Genomic DNA, 16,394 nt, shown 5'->3' with positions numbered 1-16,394 from the left:
CACAAAAATAGTAAATAATTTATATTTGTTGAATATTAAACCTCTTAATGGAATATACTCGAACTAATAAACTATCAGTCCTTATCATAACCTTGAACGAAGAAGCCCATATGCATGAGTTGCTAAGCGATTTAGACTTTGCTGATGAGGTTATTGTAGTAGATTCTTACAGCAAAGATAGAACCAAGGATATTTCCACGTCATTCAAAAATGTAAGGTTTCTGGAGCATACTTTTGAAAATTATACTGCCCAAAGGAATTTTGCTATTGACCAAGCAAGAAACAATTGGATTCTTTTTATTGATGCCGATGAACGACTGACACCAGAACTGAAAGAAGAAATTATTCAAACCGTAAACAGCGACACTGATGTTAGTGCATTTCTTTTTTACAGGAAATTTTTCTTTAAAAAACGAATACTGCACTTCAGCGGATGGCAAACCGATCGCATCTTTAGGCTCTTCAAAAAAGACAAGGCTCGCTATACCTACAGAAGATTGGTTCACGAAAAGCTTGATGTAGAAGGAAAAGTTGATATTTTTAAAAATAAATTAATCCATTACTCCTACAGCGATTATCAATCCTATAAAGGAAAAATGATTGCTTATGGCAAACTAAAAGCAAAGGAAAAATTGTTTATTGGCTTTAAACCTACCTTTATTCATTATTATGGTCATCCCATTTATACTTTTCTTTATCAATACTTGATTCGATTGGGAATTCTTGATGGGAAGAAAGGAATTATTATTTGCTACCTCAACGCTTTGAGTGTCAAAGCAAGATATAGAGAACTTAAAAGATTAAAATTTTAAATGCTTGAATTTTTGGGCAATGTTTTTACCAAAAATATAAAGTCTTGAAACATTTAAAATTTTACTATTCTCTAAAAACGACACTACTTTATCAATGTCATTTGTAGGACATAGTCCGAGGCTTCTCCATTTCTCGGGTGCCAATGGATGTACATTTTTAAATTGAGTATAATTGCTGCTGTCAATGTTCTTCCAAAAAGTAAAATAGCTCTCAACATCAAAATCTTTGTTGTGTCCCCAATTGTTTAACTTGAAATAAATTTCTTCATTTTCTCTTGCCCAAGTATTGTGAACTATAAAAAAAGGCAAATATATTTTTCTGAATTTGGATATTCTTGCATTTTTATATCCGATATAATTTGTTGCAACGGTTGCTGTTTCAAAAGGTTTTTCTACATAAAGATAGCCGTCGGGAAGCTTTTTAAACAAGTTTACAAAAAACAGAAATAATTGAACTTTGTTTTTTTCGGGATTAATCAGATACTTTGGATTAGCTCTCAAGTAGTCTACAAACCCTTTGAAATTAACAAAAAGCTCATCGGCATCCAATTGGATATACCAATTTCCTTTTCCGAAAAACTCGGCAAGCATGGTTCTTTCTCTTGTATCATTTTGAATTGCAGTAAGGTTTGGATCATAAAAATCATCCTTGTAGATTTCTATTTTATTTTCTACGTCAAAGTTTTTAATCCAATCAAAAAAGTCATTGTCTATAGTAAATGTATTTCCACTCCAAGTGCGGCTTTCAATATCAAGAGCCAAAACAATTCTATCAGAAGCTTCATAAACCAATGGAATGGATTGCTTCAAATACTTGTAATCATAGGAAACCAAAAAGCCAACATTTACCTGCATCTTTTTTTGACAAAAATAAAATTTATTTCCCGAATTTTACAATAAGTTTGCACTAATCATAGAAAAGAAAAAAATGGATATAAATGTATCAATAATATTATTAAATTATAACAATGCAGCCTTGACGCTAAATTGCATAAATTCTATTTTTGAAAAAACACCAAAATCAGTTTCATTTGAAATTATCATAGTTGACAATGCCTCTAAATACAGTGATTATGAACATTTAAAATCTGGAATTGATACATTAAATTATTCAAATGTTTCGCTTCATAGAAGCCGAATCAATACCGGTTTTGCTGCTGGAAACATGCAAGGCATACAGTATGCAAAAGGTCAACATATAGCACTAATAAACAATGATGTTCTCTTGGTTGAAGATTGTTTTTCGCCACTTATTGCACATCTGGAGCAATTTAAAAATCATGGTGCATTAGGGATTCAGCCAATATATGAAGATGGAGAAAAGCAAGTTGCATTTGGCCATTTTGATACTTTTGCTACCCGTTTTCTGGGATATTGGCTTTATGAAAAACTAAATCCTAAAAAAACCAAACGCCACGGCGATTACAAAGCCCCAATAGAAACCGATTTTGTGATTGGAAGTTTTATGTTTTTCAGGGCAGAAGATTTGTATAAAGTTGGAGGATTAGACTCTAATTTATTCCTTTATTATGAAGAAATGGATGTTTGCAAAAGACTAAAAAACATAGGATTAAAATCTGTTTTTATTCCAACCATCAACTACATTCATCTTTGTGGAAGAAGCACAAATATTGGATACCAAAAAAAGATAGAACTGAAGATTTCACATTTATACATCATAAGAAAAAACCACGGATACCTGCAATATCTATTATTGAAATATCTATATATCATAATATTTTCATTTAAGTCGCTCGTTAAACCTAAACATTTTAAACTTGCAGTTGCCTTGATTAAAATGGGAGCACCCTTGGCGAATTCTTTAAAACACCAACAAATAATTCTAGAAAAATAATTAATATGGTTCCCGATTATAATTCCGAAGTATATAAAGCATACGAGATCATCAAAGAAGGTGGCATCATCCTATACCCTACTGACACGGTTTGGGGAATTGGCTGTGACGCAACCAATCCTGAAGCGGTTGCAAAAATATACGCATTAAAAAAACGAGCCGAAACCCAAAGCATGATTGTCTTGATGAACGGCGAAAAGATGATGTATAATGTTTTCAAGGAAATTCCGGAAGCTGCCTGGCAAATCATGGACTTATCTGAAAAGCCTACAACCTTAATTTTAGACAAACCTCGAAATGTGGCTCCAAACATCATTGCTCCAGATAATACACTTGGAATCAGGATTGTAAAGGAACCTTTTTGCTTTAAGCTTTTAGAGCGAATGAAAAAGCCTCTGGTTTCCACTTCTGCCAATATTTCGGGTGAGCCAACTCCAAAAAGTTTCAAAGAAATTAGTCCTGAAATTATAAAAGGCGTTGACTATGTTGTAAATTTGCACCACGATAAAATTGCAGGAAAACCATCGACAATCATAAAATTGACGAACGATTCCCAGGTTAAGATTATCAGAAAATAGTATGCAGTGTTCAGTTTTCAGTTTTCAGTTCGCTCGAACTGTCAAACTTTAAACTTCAAACTTTTATAATGAATTACAAAGAAGCATTATCAAATCCAATATTCGAAATAATTTCCAAAGCTGCACAAGAAATGGGTGTAGAAAGCTATGTCATTGGTGGCTTTGTTAGAGATTTTATTTTAGGAAGAGATTCAAAAAAAGACATCGATATTGTTGCCGTTGGAAGCGGTATTGAATTGGCCTTGAAGGTTTCAGAACTACTTCCTAGAAAACCAAAAGTACAGGTTTTTAAAACCTACGGAACAGCAATGCTTCGTTTTCAAGACATTGATATTGAATTTGTTGGAGCCAGAAAAGAATCCTATCATTTTGAAAGCAGAAATCCTGTTGTGGAGAATGGAACACTTGAAGACGACCAAAACCGTCGTGATTTTACGATTAATGCTTTAGCACTTTCTTTAAGCAAAGAAAATTTTGGCGACTTATTGGACCCTTTCAATGGTTTGGAAGATTTGGAAAGCAAGATCATCAAAACACCGCTTGATCCAGATATTACTTTTTCGGATGATCCGTTGAGGATGATGAGAGGGATTCGTTTTGCTACTCAATTGAACTTTGATATTGAAGAAAAATCTTTACAGTCTATTACCAAAAATGCCGAAAGGATTAAGATTATTTCTGGAGAAAGGATTGTAGAAGAATTGAACAAGATTCTTTCGACAGATAAGCCTTCGGTTGGATTTTTACTTTTGTATAAAACTGGGTTGCTGGATATAATTTTGCCTGAATTGACTGCCTTGAACCAAGTGGAGGAAATTGAGGGCCATACACATAAAAATAATTTTTACCATACATTGGAAGTTGTGGATAATATTTGTCCGAATACGGATGACGTGTGGCTTCGTTGGGCGGCTTTGTTGCACGATATCGGGAAGGCTCCAACGAAACGTTTCAATAAAAAACAAGGATGGACTTTTCACGGACATGAATTTTTGGGCGGAAAAATGGTCAAGAGAATTTTTGAACGTTTGCACATGCCCTTGAATCAGAAAATGAAATTCGTTCAGAAAATGGTGATTATGAGTTCACGACCAATTGTCTTGGCTCAAGATATTGTTACGGATTCGGCTGTTCGTCGTTTGGTTTTTGATGCTGGCGAAGATGTTGATCATTTGATGACTTTATGTGAAGCTGATATTACAACCAAAAATCCTGCAAAATTCAAGAAATACCACAGTAATTTTGATGTTGTTCGGAAGAAAATTGTTGAAGTCGAAGAACGCGATCATGTTCGACAGTTTCAGCCTCCGATTACGGGAGAAGAGATTATGGAAATGTTTAATTTGAAGCCTTCAAGGGAAATTGGAATCTTGAAAGAAGCCATCAAGGAAGCTATCTTGGAGGGTGAAATTCCGAACGAATATGATGCAGCTTATGAATTATTGATGAAAAGAGCTCAGAAATTGGGACTAAAAAAAATTGAAGGAAAATAGGAAGATTAACTTTTGTTTTTTTAGTCAAACAAAACCTTTTGAGTAAATTTACATAAATTTAAAGTTTATGACAATTACCGAACTAAAATTAGAATTGATAAAAAAAGTCATCCATACAGATGATTTTGAAACTTTAATGAAATTAGAAGAAATTTTGAAAAACAAAAGTTCTATTATAACTATTGCAAATGAACCATCATCTGTTTATCAAGAAAAAGAAGAAATTCGCATTTTTAATGATTGGCAACGAGCAAGAATTGACATTGCTTTAAAACAAGTTGAAAATGGAGAATATATTACAGATGAAGAAGCACAAATTGAGATAGAAAAATGGTTCGAGGAACAAGAAAGATAGTTTGGACAAGTTTCGCAAGAAAATCCAGAACTTCTATTTTCTTATACTGGAACAAAAGAAATAAATCTAACATTTATAGTAAAAAATTAAATGTTCTATTTCAGGAATCATTGAATCAACTTACTTTTTTTCCTGAAAGTTCTATAAAATCCGAAAATCTAAATGTCAGGTTAAAAATTGTAAGTCACTTCGAAATTGTTTATTCAATTACTGAAACACATATTTTCGTCCTTGACATTTGGGACACAAGACAAAATCCAGATAATTTCCCTATCAAACAAACATGAAAACAAATAAATCAGTCATCTATTGGCTACTTTCAGGTTGCATCTTACTTTTTATTATGGTTGTCGTTGGAGGAATAACACGACTCACCAATTCAGGATTATCGATGACGGATTGGCATTTGGTGACGGACACTTTTCCGCCACTGACGGACGAAAAATGGAATGCGGCTTTTGAGGAATACAAGAAATTTCCAGAGTATCAAAAAATTAATATTCACAACGATTTTACGGTTGAAGATTATAAATTCATCTATTTTTGGGAATGGTTCCACCGCTTTATCGGAAGGATTATTGGGTTGGTTTTTGTTGTTCCGTTTGTCTATTTCTTGGTTAAGAAACGCTTGAGTGGCGAAACGATAAAGAAATGCATCATCCTTTTGTGTATGGGTGCTTTCCAAGGATTTTTGGGTTGGTTTATGGTGAAAAGCGGTTTGATTGATCGTCCGGATGTGAGTCATTTCAGGCTTTCTCTGCACTTGACTTTTGCCTTCATTACGTTTGCTTATACGTTGTGGGTTGCATTGGATTTGATTTATTCTGATAAAAAAGAAGTACTTCTTCCTTTAAGGAAATTAGCACGATTTACGATGGTTTTCTTGATTATCCAGATTATTTATGGTGGATTTGTGGCGGGCTTGAATGCTGGTTTGATCCATAACCATTGGCCGATGATGAGTGAAGGAAAATTCATGCATGAAACCGTCTTGATGGAACAAGATTCCCTTTTGAAAAACCTGACGGAAGGAAAAAGTGGGGTTCAGTTTGTTCACCGAACGATGGCTTATGTTGTGGTTGGATTGATTTTATTTTTATATTTCAAAAGCAGGAAATTTGCTTTGACGACCCAACAAAAAATGGGAACGAATGTTTTAGTGGGTTTTGTTTTTCTTCAATTCCTGTTGGGTGTTTTTACGCTTTTACTTCAAGTGCCACTTTGGTTGGGATTGGTGCATCAGATTATGGCGTTTTTCCTTTTGAGTGCGATGGTTTATACGTTGCATCGATTTAGTAAATAGAATTCTTATTATATAGAAAAAGCCGATAAAACTTAAAGTTTATCGGCTTTCTTATTTTAGAATATTTTTTAGAATGAAGTATTCAACGATAATGAAAGACCTGTACTTTCTGGTACAAACCTACAAACTCCACCAACACATACTAGACCTCCACGTTGTCTTCCGTAATTGATTGAAATTCTAGAAGCTCCTTTTCTATAAGATCCACCGATATTATAGTAATGATGACGTTTTTCTTTATCATCGTTTCCATAATTATAGATGTCCCAAATATAGCAAGCAAATCTCGAATTAAAACTATATTCTAAAGTAGCTCCAGCCCAATTTTTTCTGTCGGCATCAGCCCACATGTGTTCGCCAAGAAAACGAATGGATCTTGAGTTTGAAAAAGTATAGGTTGCTTCGGCATTAACAATATCGGTTTTTACCAAACTACCACCTCCCAAATATTTTGTATTATAATACTGATTTACATAATTGAAAATTGTAAACCATTGATCGGAAACTTTTTTAGTGATTTCTATATTGTAATCGGAGAAATATTTATCCCCTGTTCCAATAAACTCTGTTTCATAATCTGGAAGAATACCTGCATCTGGGTTACTAAACGAGAAATCTCCTTTCAAGTTATACCAATTAGAAGCATTCACGGCTATTTTAGTTCCGTATTTTCCTCCTAAAGCTGTTCCTTTTTTAATATTATAAAACACGTCTATTTGTCCTCCAATTTCTCCAGCTTTCATTACAGATGGATCCGAGAAATCTACTCTATTTTGTGCTTGATAAACATAAATATTGGCTAAGTTACTATGATGTTGTTTTGTTAGAGCCGGAGTATAATTCATAATTTTATCATTATAATTGATACTCGTACTGGCTTGTTGAGATGGATCAGTTGGATTATATACTTCGGGAATTCGTTCGGAATAAAATCCCATATTTTCTATTCTTCTTAAACTTGCATCAATTCCAAGTCCTTGCTTTGAGTAGCCCATATTAAATAATAATGCACTACCATTTTTCACAAAATCGTTGCTGATATTGTTTTGAACATCTAAAATAGCGTCTTCCGATTTATAATTATATTCTGATGAGATATAAAATGAATTGTGAGTAAAATTTACTCTTCCTGCAAAACTGTTGGTTAGTGCATCAAATTTAGGGGCTTCTATTCTAGTTTTATCAATTTCTTCATCTCTACCAACATAGGTAAATCCAACAGAGAGTCCTGATGTTTCAAAATTGAAAAGTTGATCTAAAATGATTTCTGAATTAAAACCATAAATTTTTCCTTGAGAAATATCAAATCCTGTTCGCTGTTGTCCGTAAAGTGCTGTAAAAGATAAGTAATCAGATGGTCTGTAATTGATTTTTCCTCCTCGGATGGCATTGTTTAGCCCTAAAGGCCTATCCTCCCAACTCCTTAATAATAGACCACTACCAAATTGTTCATAAAAATAACCCGCAGTAACATCAAGTTTGTTAGTTTTATAATTAATAAAATAAGTGGCTACATTGGTTTCGTTTAGTTTTGGATTATAATTTAGTAGGGCATTGGGCTCATAGGCTTCTACCTGAACTCCTGCCGTCCAGTTTTTATAATTATAATTCACAAAAAGATAATTATTAGAACGAACAGGTTCTTCTGGGTGAACTGTTCCCATTTCTTTATCATTTAGATACCATTGCGAGTTAGATTCGAATCCTCCAAAAACTTTTCCGTAATCTTTTTTTTCTTTTGTTGATGTTTCAGTATCTTCTTGAGAATAACCAAGAGATGCTGTAAACAAGCAAACTCCTAAAATGATTTTGTTCATTACTATAATGTTTTAAGTATGGTGAATAATTCTTTTTCACCACCTTGAGTATAACCACTCTGAATGTGAACTATTTTGTTGTTTTTCACTACAATCGTATAAGGAATATCCACAATGGTAAGAGCTCTTTTAAAATCCTGATTGGAGTCTAAAATTACGCTAAAAGGCCAGTTTTTTCCACTAACCAATGGTTTTACTCTTTTTTGAGTTCTAGCATCATCTGTAGAAACTGCTATAACTTCTAAATTTACTTCTTTTTGCCAAGTTTCATATTCTTCGCTTATGGCTTCAAGTTCGTTTAAGCAAGGTCCACACCAAGTAGCCCAAAACGAAAAAACATAAAGCTTATCCTGTTCTTGATAATCTGTCTTGATGTTTACAGGTTTGTTGTCTAAAGATTTTAGAGTAAGATTTGGAAGCTCTTTCTGAGCATTTGCTACCGAAATAACAAATAAAAATAGGATAGTTAATTGTTTCATAGTTTAATTGTTTGTGTTGCAAATAAACAAAAAAAAATAATATATACACATTGTAAAAAAAATATATTATTATTGCAAAATATAACATAACCAAATTATTAACTAACTATTAACTCATCTATGAAAATTTTAAAAATTTTATTCTTAAGTTTCCTTTTTATAGGAATTAATGCATGTTCATCTGACGAAGATGAAGATTCAACAGCTGTTGCATCAATTACTTTAACTCCTAGCACTACTACTCAGATGATTGGAGAACCAGTTACATTTGTAGTAACTACTGACACTGGTGAAAATGTCACAGCTGGTTCAGCTTTATCTGCAGGAAATACATCTATTACTGGAGCTACTTTTACATCTCAAACTACTGGACCAGTTGTTGTTACTGCTACATATTTAGGAGCAACTGCTACTACAACAGTAACTTTTACTGACATTCCTCCAACCTCTATCACGTTAACTGCCAGTGCAAATGCTCAAGCAATTAATGAAAGTATCATTTTTAAAGTGGTTACAAACACGGGTATCGATGTTACATCTACATCTGTTATAACTGCTGGATCTTCAACTGTTAATGGAGATAGGTTTACTTCTACAACAGTAGGCACTTTTGATGTCTCTGCAACTTACGGTAATCTAACATCTGAAAATATTACTATTACTTTTGGGCAGCCGATTAGCTTTACAAAAAGAGTTTTAATTGAAGACTATACAGGAACATGGTGTGGTTGGTGTCCAAGAGTTTCTTACGGAATTGAATTGGTACAAAATGCCACTGACAAAGCTGTAGTTGTTGCGATACACAGAGTTAGCACTAATCCTACAAGTGGAGCCTATGACCCATACTCATATAACGCTAATAGCTTAGAAAGTTTGATTAATTTACAGGGGTACCCTACAGCAAAGTTAAACAGATTAACTACTTGGAATTCTCCAGAACCGAACAATATTAACCAAGTAGTTGGATTAACAAACGGTGAAACCCCGAAAGTAGGAATTTCAATGACTTCATCTGTGAGTAATGGAACTATTAACCTAGCTGTTAATACTAAATTCGGAAAAGGCTTAAACGGAAGTAAACTAGTAGTATATGTTTTAGAAAATGGTTTGGTTCATAACCAAGTAAATTATACAACCTATTATGGTGGTACTGGAGGAAACAGTGTTATTCCAAACTTTGTGCATGATCACGTTTTGAGAGCTTCTTTGACAAATTTATTAGGTGATGCTTTTTCTAATGAAGAATCAGCTTATAACAATGTTGTTACCAAATCTTTCAACGTTTCTGTTCCTGCAACTGTATCTAATCCTAATAACTTGGAATTTGTTGCTTTTGTTATTGGTGCTGATAATAAAGCAATTAATGTACGGAAATCTGCTCCAGGTGAAAATCAAACATTCGAAATCATAGAGTAATTTATGATTAACAAATAATTAAAACGCTCCAAATTGGAGCGTTTTTTTTGCCCAAAAAAATATCTTGTAACATTTGAGAAAAATCACATAACCTTTTGGCGTCTAAAAAAGCCAACTTTGTAATAGAAAAAGAATTTACTAATTATTAAAAATTAAATGTTATGCCGAATTCAAATGAAATTAAAGGAAACTGGGAAGAGTTTAAAGGAAAACTTAAACAAAAATTTGCCGACTTGACAGACGACGATTTGTTGTACGAAGAAGGTAAAGAACAAGAAATGTGGGGAAAATTGCAACAAAAATTAGGAAAGACTGAAAAAGAAATCAAATCTATGTTTGATTAATCCCGAGAGTACTTCTTAAAAAACTAAAACTAAAAAACGACTGCTTCATCTATTGAATTTGCATTTAATTGTAGATTTATAGTGAAGTAGTTTTTTTTATGCAATCCAGTCCTTGAAATCATTTACTTTTTCTCGGCTCACGATTACCTCATCGTCATTGTAGGTTGGCAAAATCACTTTTAAACGAGAATTACTGTACACCACTATTTCCTTTATGGATTTCAAAGGGACTATAAACTTCCTACTCACACGATAAAAATCTCGTGGATTCATTTCTTGCTCCAAAACTTCCAAAGTACTATCAATCAAATAATCCCTGTTGTCTGTTGTGTGGATGTAGGTACCTTTATTTTCACTGAAAAAGCATTCTATTTCTTCTGTGGTAATGACTTTTAGATGCTGTCCAATCTTCACTGTAAATCTGGCCTTATAAGTTTTTTCAACTGGATTTGTCAGCATTCTCTTTATCTGTTCAAAATCAAGCTGAAGGTTTTCAGGCTTTTGTGTCCTAGACTTGAATTTAGCCACTGCAATTTCCAAATCGTCCTCATCAATGGGTTTCAGAAGATAATCGATGCTGTTGAGCTTAAATGCCTTCAAAGCATATTCATCATAAGCCGTTGTGAAGATTACGGCACTTTTAATTTCTATTTTCTCAAATATCTCAAAAGACAAACCGTCTGATAATTGGATATCAAGGAAAATCAAATCCGGATGCTCATTTCTAGAAAACCACTCGATTGATTCTTCAACGGAATGCAGAAGCGTATTGACTTTCAAATTTAATTTCTCAACTTTTCGTTGCAACAATCTTGCGGCAGGTTTCTCGTCTTCTATGATGATGATGTTCATTTTTTCAATTGGATAATTTGATGATAAGATAATTTATGAATCATAAATTATTCCCACTTGTTTTCTTGTTTTTTATTCATCAATTCATTGATTTTCTTTTCTTCCCAATCTTGTCCAAGGAAAACATTGGTTCCGAAAACACTTACCGCATGAAATGCCAATCCAATCCCCCAGAAGAAAGCGACTGAAAATGTAGAGAACTTCAAGAATGTTTCTCCCGCTTCGAGCTGGAAATATTTCATCGAGATAAGAAACAAATTGACCAGGATGTAGGACATCAAATGCTTATAAAATCCCGCAATTGCTTTTACACGTTTACTTGCCCTTTCAAATTTTTGTCTTTCGATTTCAGTTAAATTTTCCATTTTTACTTGTTTTTAAATTGTGTATTAAATCGTTCCTGCTTTTGTTTTTCTTCTTCTATAAATTGTTTCAGCTTTCGTTCCTCCCAGTTTTTTCCTAAAAAAGGATTTAGATCAAAAGCCTCCATCCCGTGCATAATCACTCCAGTACCCCATCCTATCATCGAAAACCAAAACCAATGAAATTCAGGAACATAAGTAAGGTTGATGTAAATCAAAATTGGAATCACAACACAATAGGCCGTCAGCTGAAAATAAAAAGCCCTTATCTCCTTGGCTTTCTTTTTTGCCTTGTGGTATTTAATTTCTTCAAATTCATTAAAATTCTCCATAATTTCTAAATCTTAATCCCATTTGTTGTTTCGCTCTTTCTCCATCAGTTCTCGGATTTTTCGGTCTTCCCAATCGCTGTTCAAAAAAGGCATGTAATTAAAAACCGACATTCCGTGGGCTATCAATCCTATTCCCCAGCCTACAAAAGGATACAAAAACCAAAGATGCTTTGGACTTGTACTTAAATTTAAGGTTATCAGTCCAATATTCACAACAATAAACGAACTTAAATGACCATAAAATCCTTTTATGTCCTCTACCCTTTTTTGAGCCTTCATATACATTTTATGCTCATCATTGCTATTACTTGTTTCCATAACGGATATTTGTTTCGTTAAAATTGGTATGCTAACCGAAAATTCTTTTTCATTTTGTTCGATCAAAACCTTCCTATTGGTTATGATGCCGTATCTGTTGATAATATTCTGCAAGCCAACCCCTTGCCTGTCGTTTAAAACTTCTTTCTTCTGAAAATCATTCTGAATTACCAAATAATCGCCCTTGTCAATAATTCGGATGTAGAGCGGCCTTTGTTCACTCACTACATTGTGTTTCACCGTATTTTCCAGCAATAATTGTAAAGACAGCGGAACCACTTTTGCTTCTGGATTTGAAATTGTGTCCGGAAGTTCATAGAACAAGCTGTTTTCAAACCTCATCTTCAAAAGATTCATATAGGTTTTTGCAAACGATAATTCTTCGGCTACTGAAACTAATTCCTTGTCTTTCTGTTCCAAAACATAGCGGTATATTTTAGAAAGAGAGGTCGTGAAACGTTGTGCATTATCCGGATTCTCTTCTATTAATGAACTCAAAACATTCAAGCTGTTGAAAAGAAAATGCGGGTCGATTTGGTTTTTCAGGCTTTCAAACTTGGCCGAAGCCGTTCCGGCAATAATCTTCTGTTCATTGACCTTGTTTTCCTGTGCTTTCTTATAGAAATAAATCAAGTGGAAAAACAGCGTTACAACCATCGTGATGATCAGAGCAATCGCATAAAAACGTGGTCGCTCATTTGCAAAAAATAGTTCAAAGCTGTTGCCAGTGATTACAACCGACATAAACATTCTTACCATAAATATACCTACTATGGTAAGAACAATACTCCCTGAAACTCCCCAAAAAATCCTATATTTTTTGTTGTTTCCCCACTCAATGTCATTGTTGAGATATTCAAAAAACAAAGAGTTTATCGTTGTCAATACCACTCCATACAATATATAATAGCCCATTTCCTTAAAAAGATCTGCATCAAAGGAAAAATTTCTTCCAAACATTGCCTCAAGCACAAACATGATTCCCATTATCACGAAACTCACGACAATTCCCTTGATGGCAACCTTGAACATATATTGTATCGCTTTTTGCATTTTTTTATTATTTATTTCTTATTTGCTATTATTTATTTTTTATTGATATTGCCATTGTAACTGAAATTGCCATTGAACCTTTACTTCTTATTGCATTCCTTCTGAGCTTCCAAAGCCCTATCTAATCCCCAATTTGGATGAAAAGAAGTTTCAGGCTTAAAATTAGCAAAAAGAGTGATTGCTTTGTCAATTTGAGCACACATTGGTTTGGTGTCCGACCCAAAATAACGAGCCCCACCAATTTCAAACTCGGCTTTTCCGAAAACAACTCTTGGGTTTTCTGGAGCAATTTTCTCGGCTCTGGCATACATCTCCATTACTTTTGGCGAATATTTCATGGCATTTGTCATCGGATCAAAGGCAACCCAAGCCGTATAAATCATAGCCTGCATTACTAAAATTTCTGGATTATTAGAATGTTTGATGAATTCGATATCCAATGCTTCCTGGGCTTTGTCTAATAATGGTGCAACTTTTTCCTTATCGGCCAGACTCTGAAAAGCCGTTGTAGTGTTCACTAAAGCCACATAATAATTAGGAAGCCAAGAGTTCTTTTCTGCCGAAGCAATTCTTTCAAACATTGCCGAAGCTTCTGCTGGTTTTCCTTCGCCCCAAAGCTGGAAGGCTTTTCCCATGCCTTGTTCAAACTGTGACTGTGCATTTGCTAATGTAGTTGCAAATAAAACGATGGTAAGGATAATTCTGTTCATAACGATTGGATTTTGATTGTTAGTATTTTTTTGATAATTGAAACTTTGAATTTATAGTTCAAAAGTAGGCTTGAAACATTCATTATAAAATTAAAACCTACCGAACTGTTGATTTTTGAGGATGAATTGTAACGCTCTACAAATTATCCAATTGATTGGTTTTCTTGTCCTTGCTGATGGTCCAAAAGAAACCCACAAAAATGAAGCGATCGGCTGTCGGAACAATTGGCTTGCTTCTAAAAACCCCATTCGTATCAGGAGTATTGGCATATTCGTAGCCAAAAACATTTTGAGTTCCCAGAACATTTGAAACAGAAAGATAGAGAATCTTTTGAGCACTTATCAGATAAGCCCAACTCAAATTCAGATTGTGAAAATCCTTGGTTTTACCATTCATAAATCCCGCCTCATTTGGATTTTCATAAGGACGCCCCGAATTGAAATTGTGGGTCAAGCCAACTTGCGAACGTAAACTATTGACCCAATATTTAGTCACAACAGATGCCGTATGTTTGGCTACGAAATTCGGAGTTGCTTGTTGCGGAAAGTTCCTGTAATCACGCTCTGTATCAATAAACGAATAGGAAATCCAGTACTCTAAATTCTTAATCGCCTTGTTGTCTCTCCAAAACAAATCAAGTCCTTTTGCATAACCAGAGCCCGAATTATCGTAGATGGAATTGAATTGAGGCGTCTCGGTATCAAACTTTATCAGGTTGTTGTATTTTTTATAATAGGCCTCGGCTCTCAAAGTTTTTCCCTGTCTGTTGTAACTATAATTCAAGATATAGTGCGAAGTATTCTCGGTTTCCAATTTGTCGGTATATTTCAAATAATCGGCCCTTGGAGCTTGGACAAAATCGCCATAGGCAAACGAAAACTGACTGAATTTTCCAGTTTTATAAGCCAATGAAGCCCTCGGAGAAAGATTAAATTCCTGAAGCAAATCGTTGTTCGAAGCTCTGAAACCCACTTTTGCCGCTAATTTTTTAGAGAAGAAAATATCTATTTCAGAATACGCCGCTGCAATGTTGGCATCATATCCAGATGAAAAGATACTGCCTAAATTTTCCTTATAATCTTCATCAAATTTGGTCATGAAATAATCGGCACCAAAAGACAATTTTATCCTGTCGGAAATCTTGTTGCTCAATTTCAGTTTCAAGTGTGAAGCATGCTCGCCATTTTCAACATCGTCCAAGTTTAGAGCAATCCTATTTTGTCCATAGCCATAACTCATTCCTGCAATAAAATCCCAATTGTTCATCAGAATTCCTTTATAGGAAGTATTCAGATAAAGATTATTGTTGTTCAGATTCACGCGGTTTTTTTCGGTCGAATTGATGTCTTCCTGATTCAAATCGAAACGGGCGGCATCAAAAGCACCATACACTTTTAGCAAACCGTTTTCAAATTGATAGCGATAGACCGCCTCTCCCGAAAGGGATTGATAAGGTCTGTTCCAATCTACCGCCTGAGGAACTGCCAACTGATAGGGAGCCAAATCAATATAGGCTGTGTTCAAGGTAAGCGAACTTTTGCTCCACTTTTTGGTGTTGCTTAAACCCAAACCAACCGTCATCAGCGAAATATCGGTTTGGTCCTGAACTGCTTCATCGGTTGTATTCAATAATAAAACACTCGATAGAGCCTCTCCATATTCAGCAGAATAACCTCCAGTAGAAAACGAAATCCCACTGAACAAAAAAGGAGAAAATCTTCCTCTGGTCGGAACATTATTTGCGGAAGCACCATAAGGTTGGGCAACTCGAAGTCCATCAACAAAGGTTTGGGTCTCATCTGCTTCACCACCTCTCACAAACAAACGTCCACTTTCTCCAACGGTTTGTGTTCCAGGAAGCGATTGCATGGCGGCAATAATATCTCCGGCAGAACCAGCTGTTGTAACAATATCAAGAGGTTTCAAAACAGAAACCCTAGCCTTATCCCCTGCTTCCAAAGTTCCAGCATTGATGACCACTGCATCCAAGCTGTTAATGCTTTCCTTCATTTTTATGGTCCTGTTCTTGAAATTATTGACATCAATCGTTTCAGAAAAACTTTCATACGTAAGAAATGTAATTTTCAAAACCTGTGTTCCTGTTGCTGTTGTGGTGAAGGAAAAGTTTCCATTTGCTTCACTTGCCGTTCCGTCATAAGTTCCTTCAATGAAAACATTGGCACCTTCGAGCGGAAGTCCTTTTTCATCTACCACTTTTCCAGAGATGGTGGTTTGCGAGAAAATTGCCGTGGTTAGTAAAAGAGTAAAGAGAGTAAAGATTGTCTTCATAGTATTGTTTTTTTTGATGAAGCAA

Annotated in this window: 17 protein-coding genes; 8 read left to right on the top strand and 9 right to left on the bottom strand. The window is 34.6% G+C overall.

Annotation, left to right across the window (positions count from 1 at the left end; all coding sequences use genetic code 11):
* Nucleotides 1-47 precede the first annotated feature (47 nt).
* On the top strand, nucleotides 48-812 hold the full coding sequence (locus J2X31_RS07990; RefSeq protein WP_310025839.1) for a glycosyltransferase family 2 protein: 765 nt from the start codon (nucleotides 48-50) through the stop codon (nucleotides 810-812).
* Here J2X31_RS07990 and J2X31_RS07985 read toward each other — a convergent pair.
* On the bottom strand, nucleotides 801-1,667 hold the full coding sequence (locus J2X31_RS07985; RefSeq protein WP_310025838.1) for a hypothetical protein: 867 nt from the start codon (nucleotides 1,665-1,667) through the stop codon (nucleotides 801-803). The two genes, J2X31_RS07990 and J2X31_RS07985, sit on opposite strands and share 12 nt — an antisense overlap.
* Before the next feature lie 73 nt (nucleotides 1,668-1,740).
* Between J2X31_RS07985 and J2X31_RS07980 the strand changes: the two genes are divergently transcribed.
* The 5 genes from J2X31_RS07980 to J2X31_RS07960 all read left to right on the top strand — a co-directional run bounded on the left by J2X31_RS07980 (nucleotide 1,741) and on the right by J2X31_RS07960 (nucleotide 6,396).
* The gene (locus J2X31_RS07980) at nucleotides 1,741-2,667 is read left to right on the top strand and encodes a glycosyltransferase family 2 protein (protein ID WP_310025837.1); all 927 of its coding nucleotides are present in this window, start codon (nucleotides 1,741-1,743) and stop codon (nucleotides 2,665-2,667) included.
* A gap of 5 nt (nucleotides 2,668-2,672) precedes the next feature.
* Nucleotides 2,673-3,245, top strand: coding sequence for an L-threonylcarbamoyladenylate synthase (locus J2X31_RS07975; protein WP_310025835.1), 573 nt, complete (start codon nucleotides 2,673-2,675; stop codon nucleotides 3,243-3,245).
* 68 nt (nucleotides 3,246-3,313) lie between these two features.
* On the top strand, nucleotides 3,314-4,738 hold the full coding sequence (locus J2X31_RS07970; RefSeq protein ID WP_310025834.1) for a CCA tRNA nucleotidyltransferase: 1,425 nt from the start codon (nucleotides 3,314-3,316) through the stop codon (nucleotides 4,736-4,738).
* A gap of 67 nt (nucleotides 4,739-4,805) precedes the next feature.
* Nucleotides 4,806-5,093, top strand: coding sequence for a hypothetical protein (locus J2X31_RS07965; protein ID WP_310025832.1), 288 nt, complete (start codon nucleotides 4,806-4,808; stop codon nucleotides 5,091-5,093).
* 283 nt (nucleotides 5,094-5,376) lie between these two features.
* A complete protein-coding gene (locus J2X31_RS07960; protein ID WP_310025831.1) occupies nucleotides 5,377-6,396 on the top strand; it encodes a COX15/CtaA family protein in 1,020 nt (339 codons plus the stop codon).
* A 68-nt stretch (nucleotides 6,397-6,464) separates the two neighbouring features.
* Here J2X31_RS07960 and J2X31_RS07955 read toward each other — a convergent pair whose 3' ends face one another.
* The gene (locus tag J2X31_RS07955) at nucleotides 6,465-8,213 is read right to left on the bottom strand and encodes a DUF6029 family protein (RefSeq protein ID WP_310025830.1); all 1,749 of its coding nucleotides are present in this window, start codon (nucleotides 8,211-8,213) and stop codon (nucleotides 6,465-6,467) included.
* A gap of 2 nt (nucleotides 8,214-8,215) precedes the next feature.
* On the bottom strand, nucleotides 8,216-8,692 hold the full coding sequence (locus J2X31_RS07950) for a TlpA family protein disulfide reductase (protein WP_310025828.1): 477 nt from the start codon (nucleotides 8,690-8,692) through the stop codon (nucleotides 8,216-8,218).
* Between the two features lie 120 nt (nucleotides 8,693-8,812).
* On the opposite strand from J2X31_RS07950, the gene J2X31_RS07945 reads away from it, so the two are divergent.
* Entirely contained in the window at nucleotides 8,813-10,108 is a 1,296-nt protein-coding gene (locus tag J2X31_RS07945; protein ID WP_310025827.1) for an Omp28-related outer membrane protein, read from the top strand.
* 161 nt (nucleotides 10,109-10,269) lie between these two features.
* Nucleotides 10,270-10,452, top strand: coding sequence for a CsbD family protein (locus J2X31_RS07940; protein ID WP_026705802.1), 183 nt, complete (start codon nucleotides 10,270-10,272; stop codon nucleotides 10,450-10,452).
* A gap of 96 nt (nucleotides 10,453-10,548) precedes the next feature.
* Here the strand turns inward: J2X31_RS07940 and J2X31_RS07935 are convergent, their stop codons facing one another.
* The 6 genes from J2X31_RS07935 to J2X31_RS07910 form a co-directional block, all read right to left on the bottom strand.
* Complete coding sequence (locus tag J2X31_RS07935) at nucleotides 10,549-11,304, bottom strand: LytR/AlgR family response regulator transcription factor (RefSeq protein ID WP_310025824.1); 756 nt, start codon at nucleotides 11,302-11,304, stop codon at nucleotides 10,549-10,551.
* 47 nt (nucleotides 11,305-11,351) lie between these two features.
* The gene (locus J2X31_RS07930; protein WP_310025823.1) at nucleotides 11,352-11,669 is read right to left on the bottom strand and encodes a 2TM domain-containing protein; all 318 of its coding nucleotides are present in this window, start codon (nucleotides 11,667-11,669) and stop codon (nucleotides 11,352-11,354) included.
* Between the two features lie 2 nt (nucleotides 11,670-11,671).
* Nucleotides 11,672-11,998: a 2TM domain-containing protein gene (locus tag J2X31_RS07925; protein ID WP_310025821.1), complete on the bottom strand. Its 327-nt coding sequence runs from the start codon at nucleotides 11,996-11,998 to the stop codon at nucleotides 11,672-11,674.
* Nucleotides 11,999-12,010: 12 nt separating this feature from the next.
* Nucleotides 12,011-13,369 carry a 2TM domain-containing protein gene (locus J2X31_RS07920; protein ID WP_310025820.1) on the bottom strand — a complete coding sequence of 453 codons (1,359 nt, stop codon included), beginning with the start codon at nucleotides 13,367-13,369 and terminating at the stop codon, nucleotides 12,011-12,013.
* Nucleotides 13,370-13,449: 80 nt separating this feature from the next.
* Nucleotides 13,450-14,079 (bottom strand): hypothetical protein, encoded by a 630-nt coding sequence (locus J2X31_RS07915; RefSeq protein WP_310025818.1) that lies wholly within the window; start codon nucleotides 14,077-14,079, stop codon nucleotides 13,450-13,452.
* Nucleotides 14,080-14,215: 136 nt separating this feature from the next.
* A complete protein-coding gene (locus tag J2X31_RS07910) occupies nucleotides 14,216-16,369 on the bottom strand; it encodes a TonB-dependent receptor (RefSeq protein WP_310025816.1) in 2,154 nt (717 codons plus the stop codon).
* Between the last annotated feature and the right edge of the window lie 25 nt (nucleotides 16,370-16,394).

The sequence above is a fragment of the Flavobacterium arsenatis genome (assembly GCF_031456785.1).
GTDB lineage: Bacteria > Bacteroidota > Bacteroidia > Flavobacteriales > Flavobacteriaceae > Flavobacterium > Flavobacterium arsenatis.
The sequence above is the reverse complement of the archived record's forward strand: the minus strand, read 5'-3'. Positions and strand labels throughout refer to the sequence as shown.

Excerpts from the sequence above, each read along its gene's own strand:
- J2X31_RS07915 (WP_310025818.1), bottom strand. The coding sequence starts at position 14,079 with ATGAACAGAATTATCCTTACCATCGTTTTATTTGCAACTACATTAGCA.
- J2X31_RS07935 (WP_310025824.1), bottom strand. The coding sequence starts at position 11,304 with ATGAACATCATCATCATAGAAGACGAGAAACCTGCCGCAAGATTGTTG.
- J2X31_RS07950 (WP_310025828.1), bottom strand. The coding sequence starts at position 8,692 with ATGAAACAATTAACTATCCTATTTTTATTTGTTATTTCGGTAGCAAAT.
- J2X31_RS07990 (WP_310025839.1), top strand. The coding sequence starts at position 48 with ATGGAATATACTCGAACTAATAAACTATCAGTCCTTATCATAACCTTG.
- J2X31_RS07980 (WP_310025837.1), top strand. The coding sequence starts at position 1,741 with ATGGATATAAATGTATCAATAATATTATTAAATTATAACAATGCAGCC.
- J2X31_RS07965 (WP_310025832.1), top strand. The coding sequence starts at position 4,806 with ATGACAATTACCGAACTAAAATTAGAATTGATAAAAAAAGTCATCCAT.
- J2X31_RS07920 (WP_310025820.1), bottom strand. The coding sequence starts at position 13,369 with ATGCAAAAAGCGATACAATATATGTTCAAGGTTGCCATCAAGGGAATT.
- J2X31_RS07940 (WP_026705802.1), top strand. The coding sequence starts at position 10,270 with ATGCCGAATTCAAATGAAATTAAAGGAAACTGGGAAGAGTTTAAAGGA.
- J2X31_RS07910 (WP_310025816.1), bottom strand. The coding sequence starts at position 16,369 with ATGAAGACAATCTTTACTCTCTTTACTCTTTTACTAACCACGGCAATT.
- J2X31_RS07930 (WP_310025823.1), bottom strand. The coding sequence starts at position 11,669 with ATGGAAAATTTAACTGAAATCGAAAGACAAAAATTTGAAAGGGCAAGT.
- J2X31_RS07985 (WP_310025838.1), bottom strand. The coding sequence starts at position 1,667 with ATGCAGGTAAATGTTGGCTTTTTGGTTTCCTATGATTACAAGTATTTG.
- J2X31_RS07970 (WP_310025834.1), top strand. The coding sequence starts at position 3,314 with ATGAATTACAAAGAAGCATTATCAAATCCAATATTCGAAATAATTTCC.
- J2X31_RS07955 (WP_310025830.1), bottom strand. The coding sequence starts at position 8,213 with ATGAACAAAATCATTTTAGGAGTTTGCTTGTTTACAGCATCTCTTGGT.
- J2X31_RS07960 (WP_310025831.1), top strand. The coding sequence starts at position 5,377 with ATGAAAACAAATAAATCAGTCATCTATTGGCTACTTTCAGGTTGCATC.
- J2X31_RS07945 (WP_310025827.1), top strand. The coding sequence starts at position 8,813 with ATGAAAATTTTAAAAATTTTATTCTTAAGTTTCCTTTTTATAGGAATT.
- J2X31_RS07925 (WP_310025821.1), bottom strand. The coding sequence starts at position 11,998 with ATGGAGAATTTTAATGAATTTGAAGAAATTAAATACCACAAGGCAAAA.
- J2X31_RS07975 (WP_310025835.1), top strand. The coding sequence starts at position 2,673 with ATGGTTCCCGATTATAATTCCGAAGTATATAAAGCATACGAGATCATC.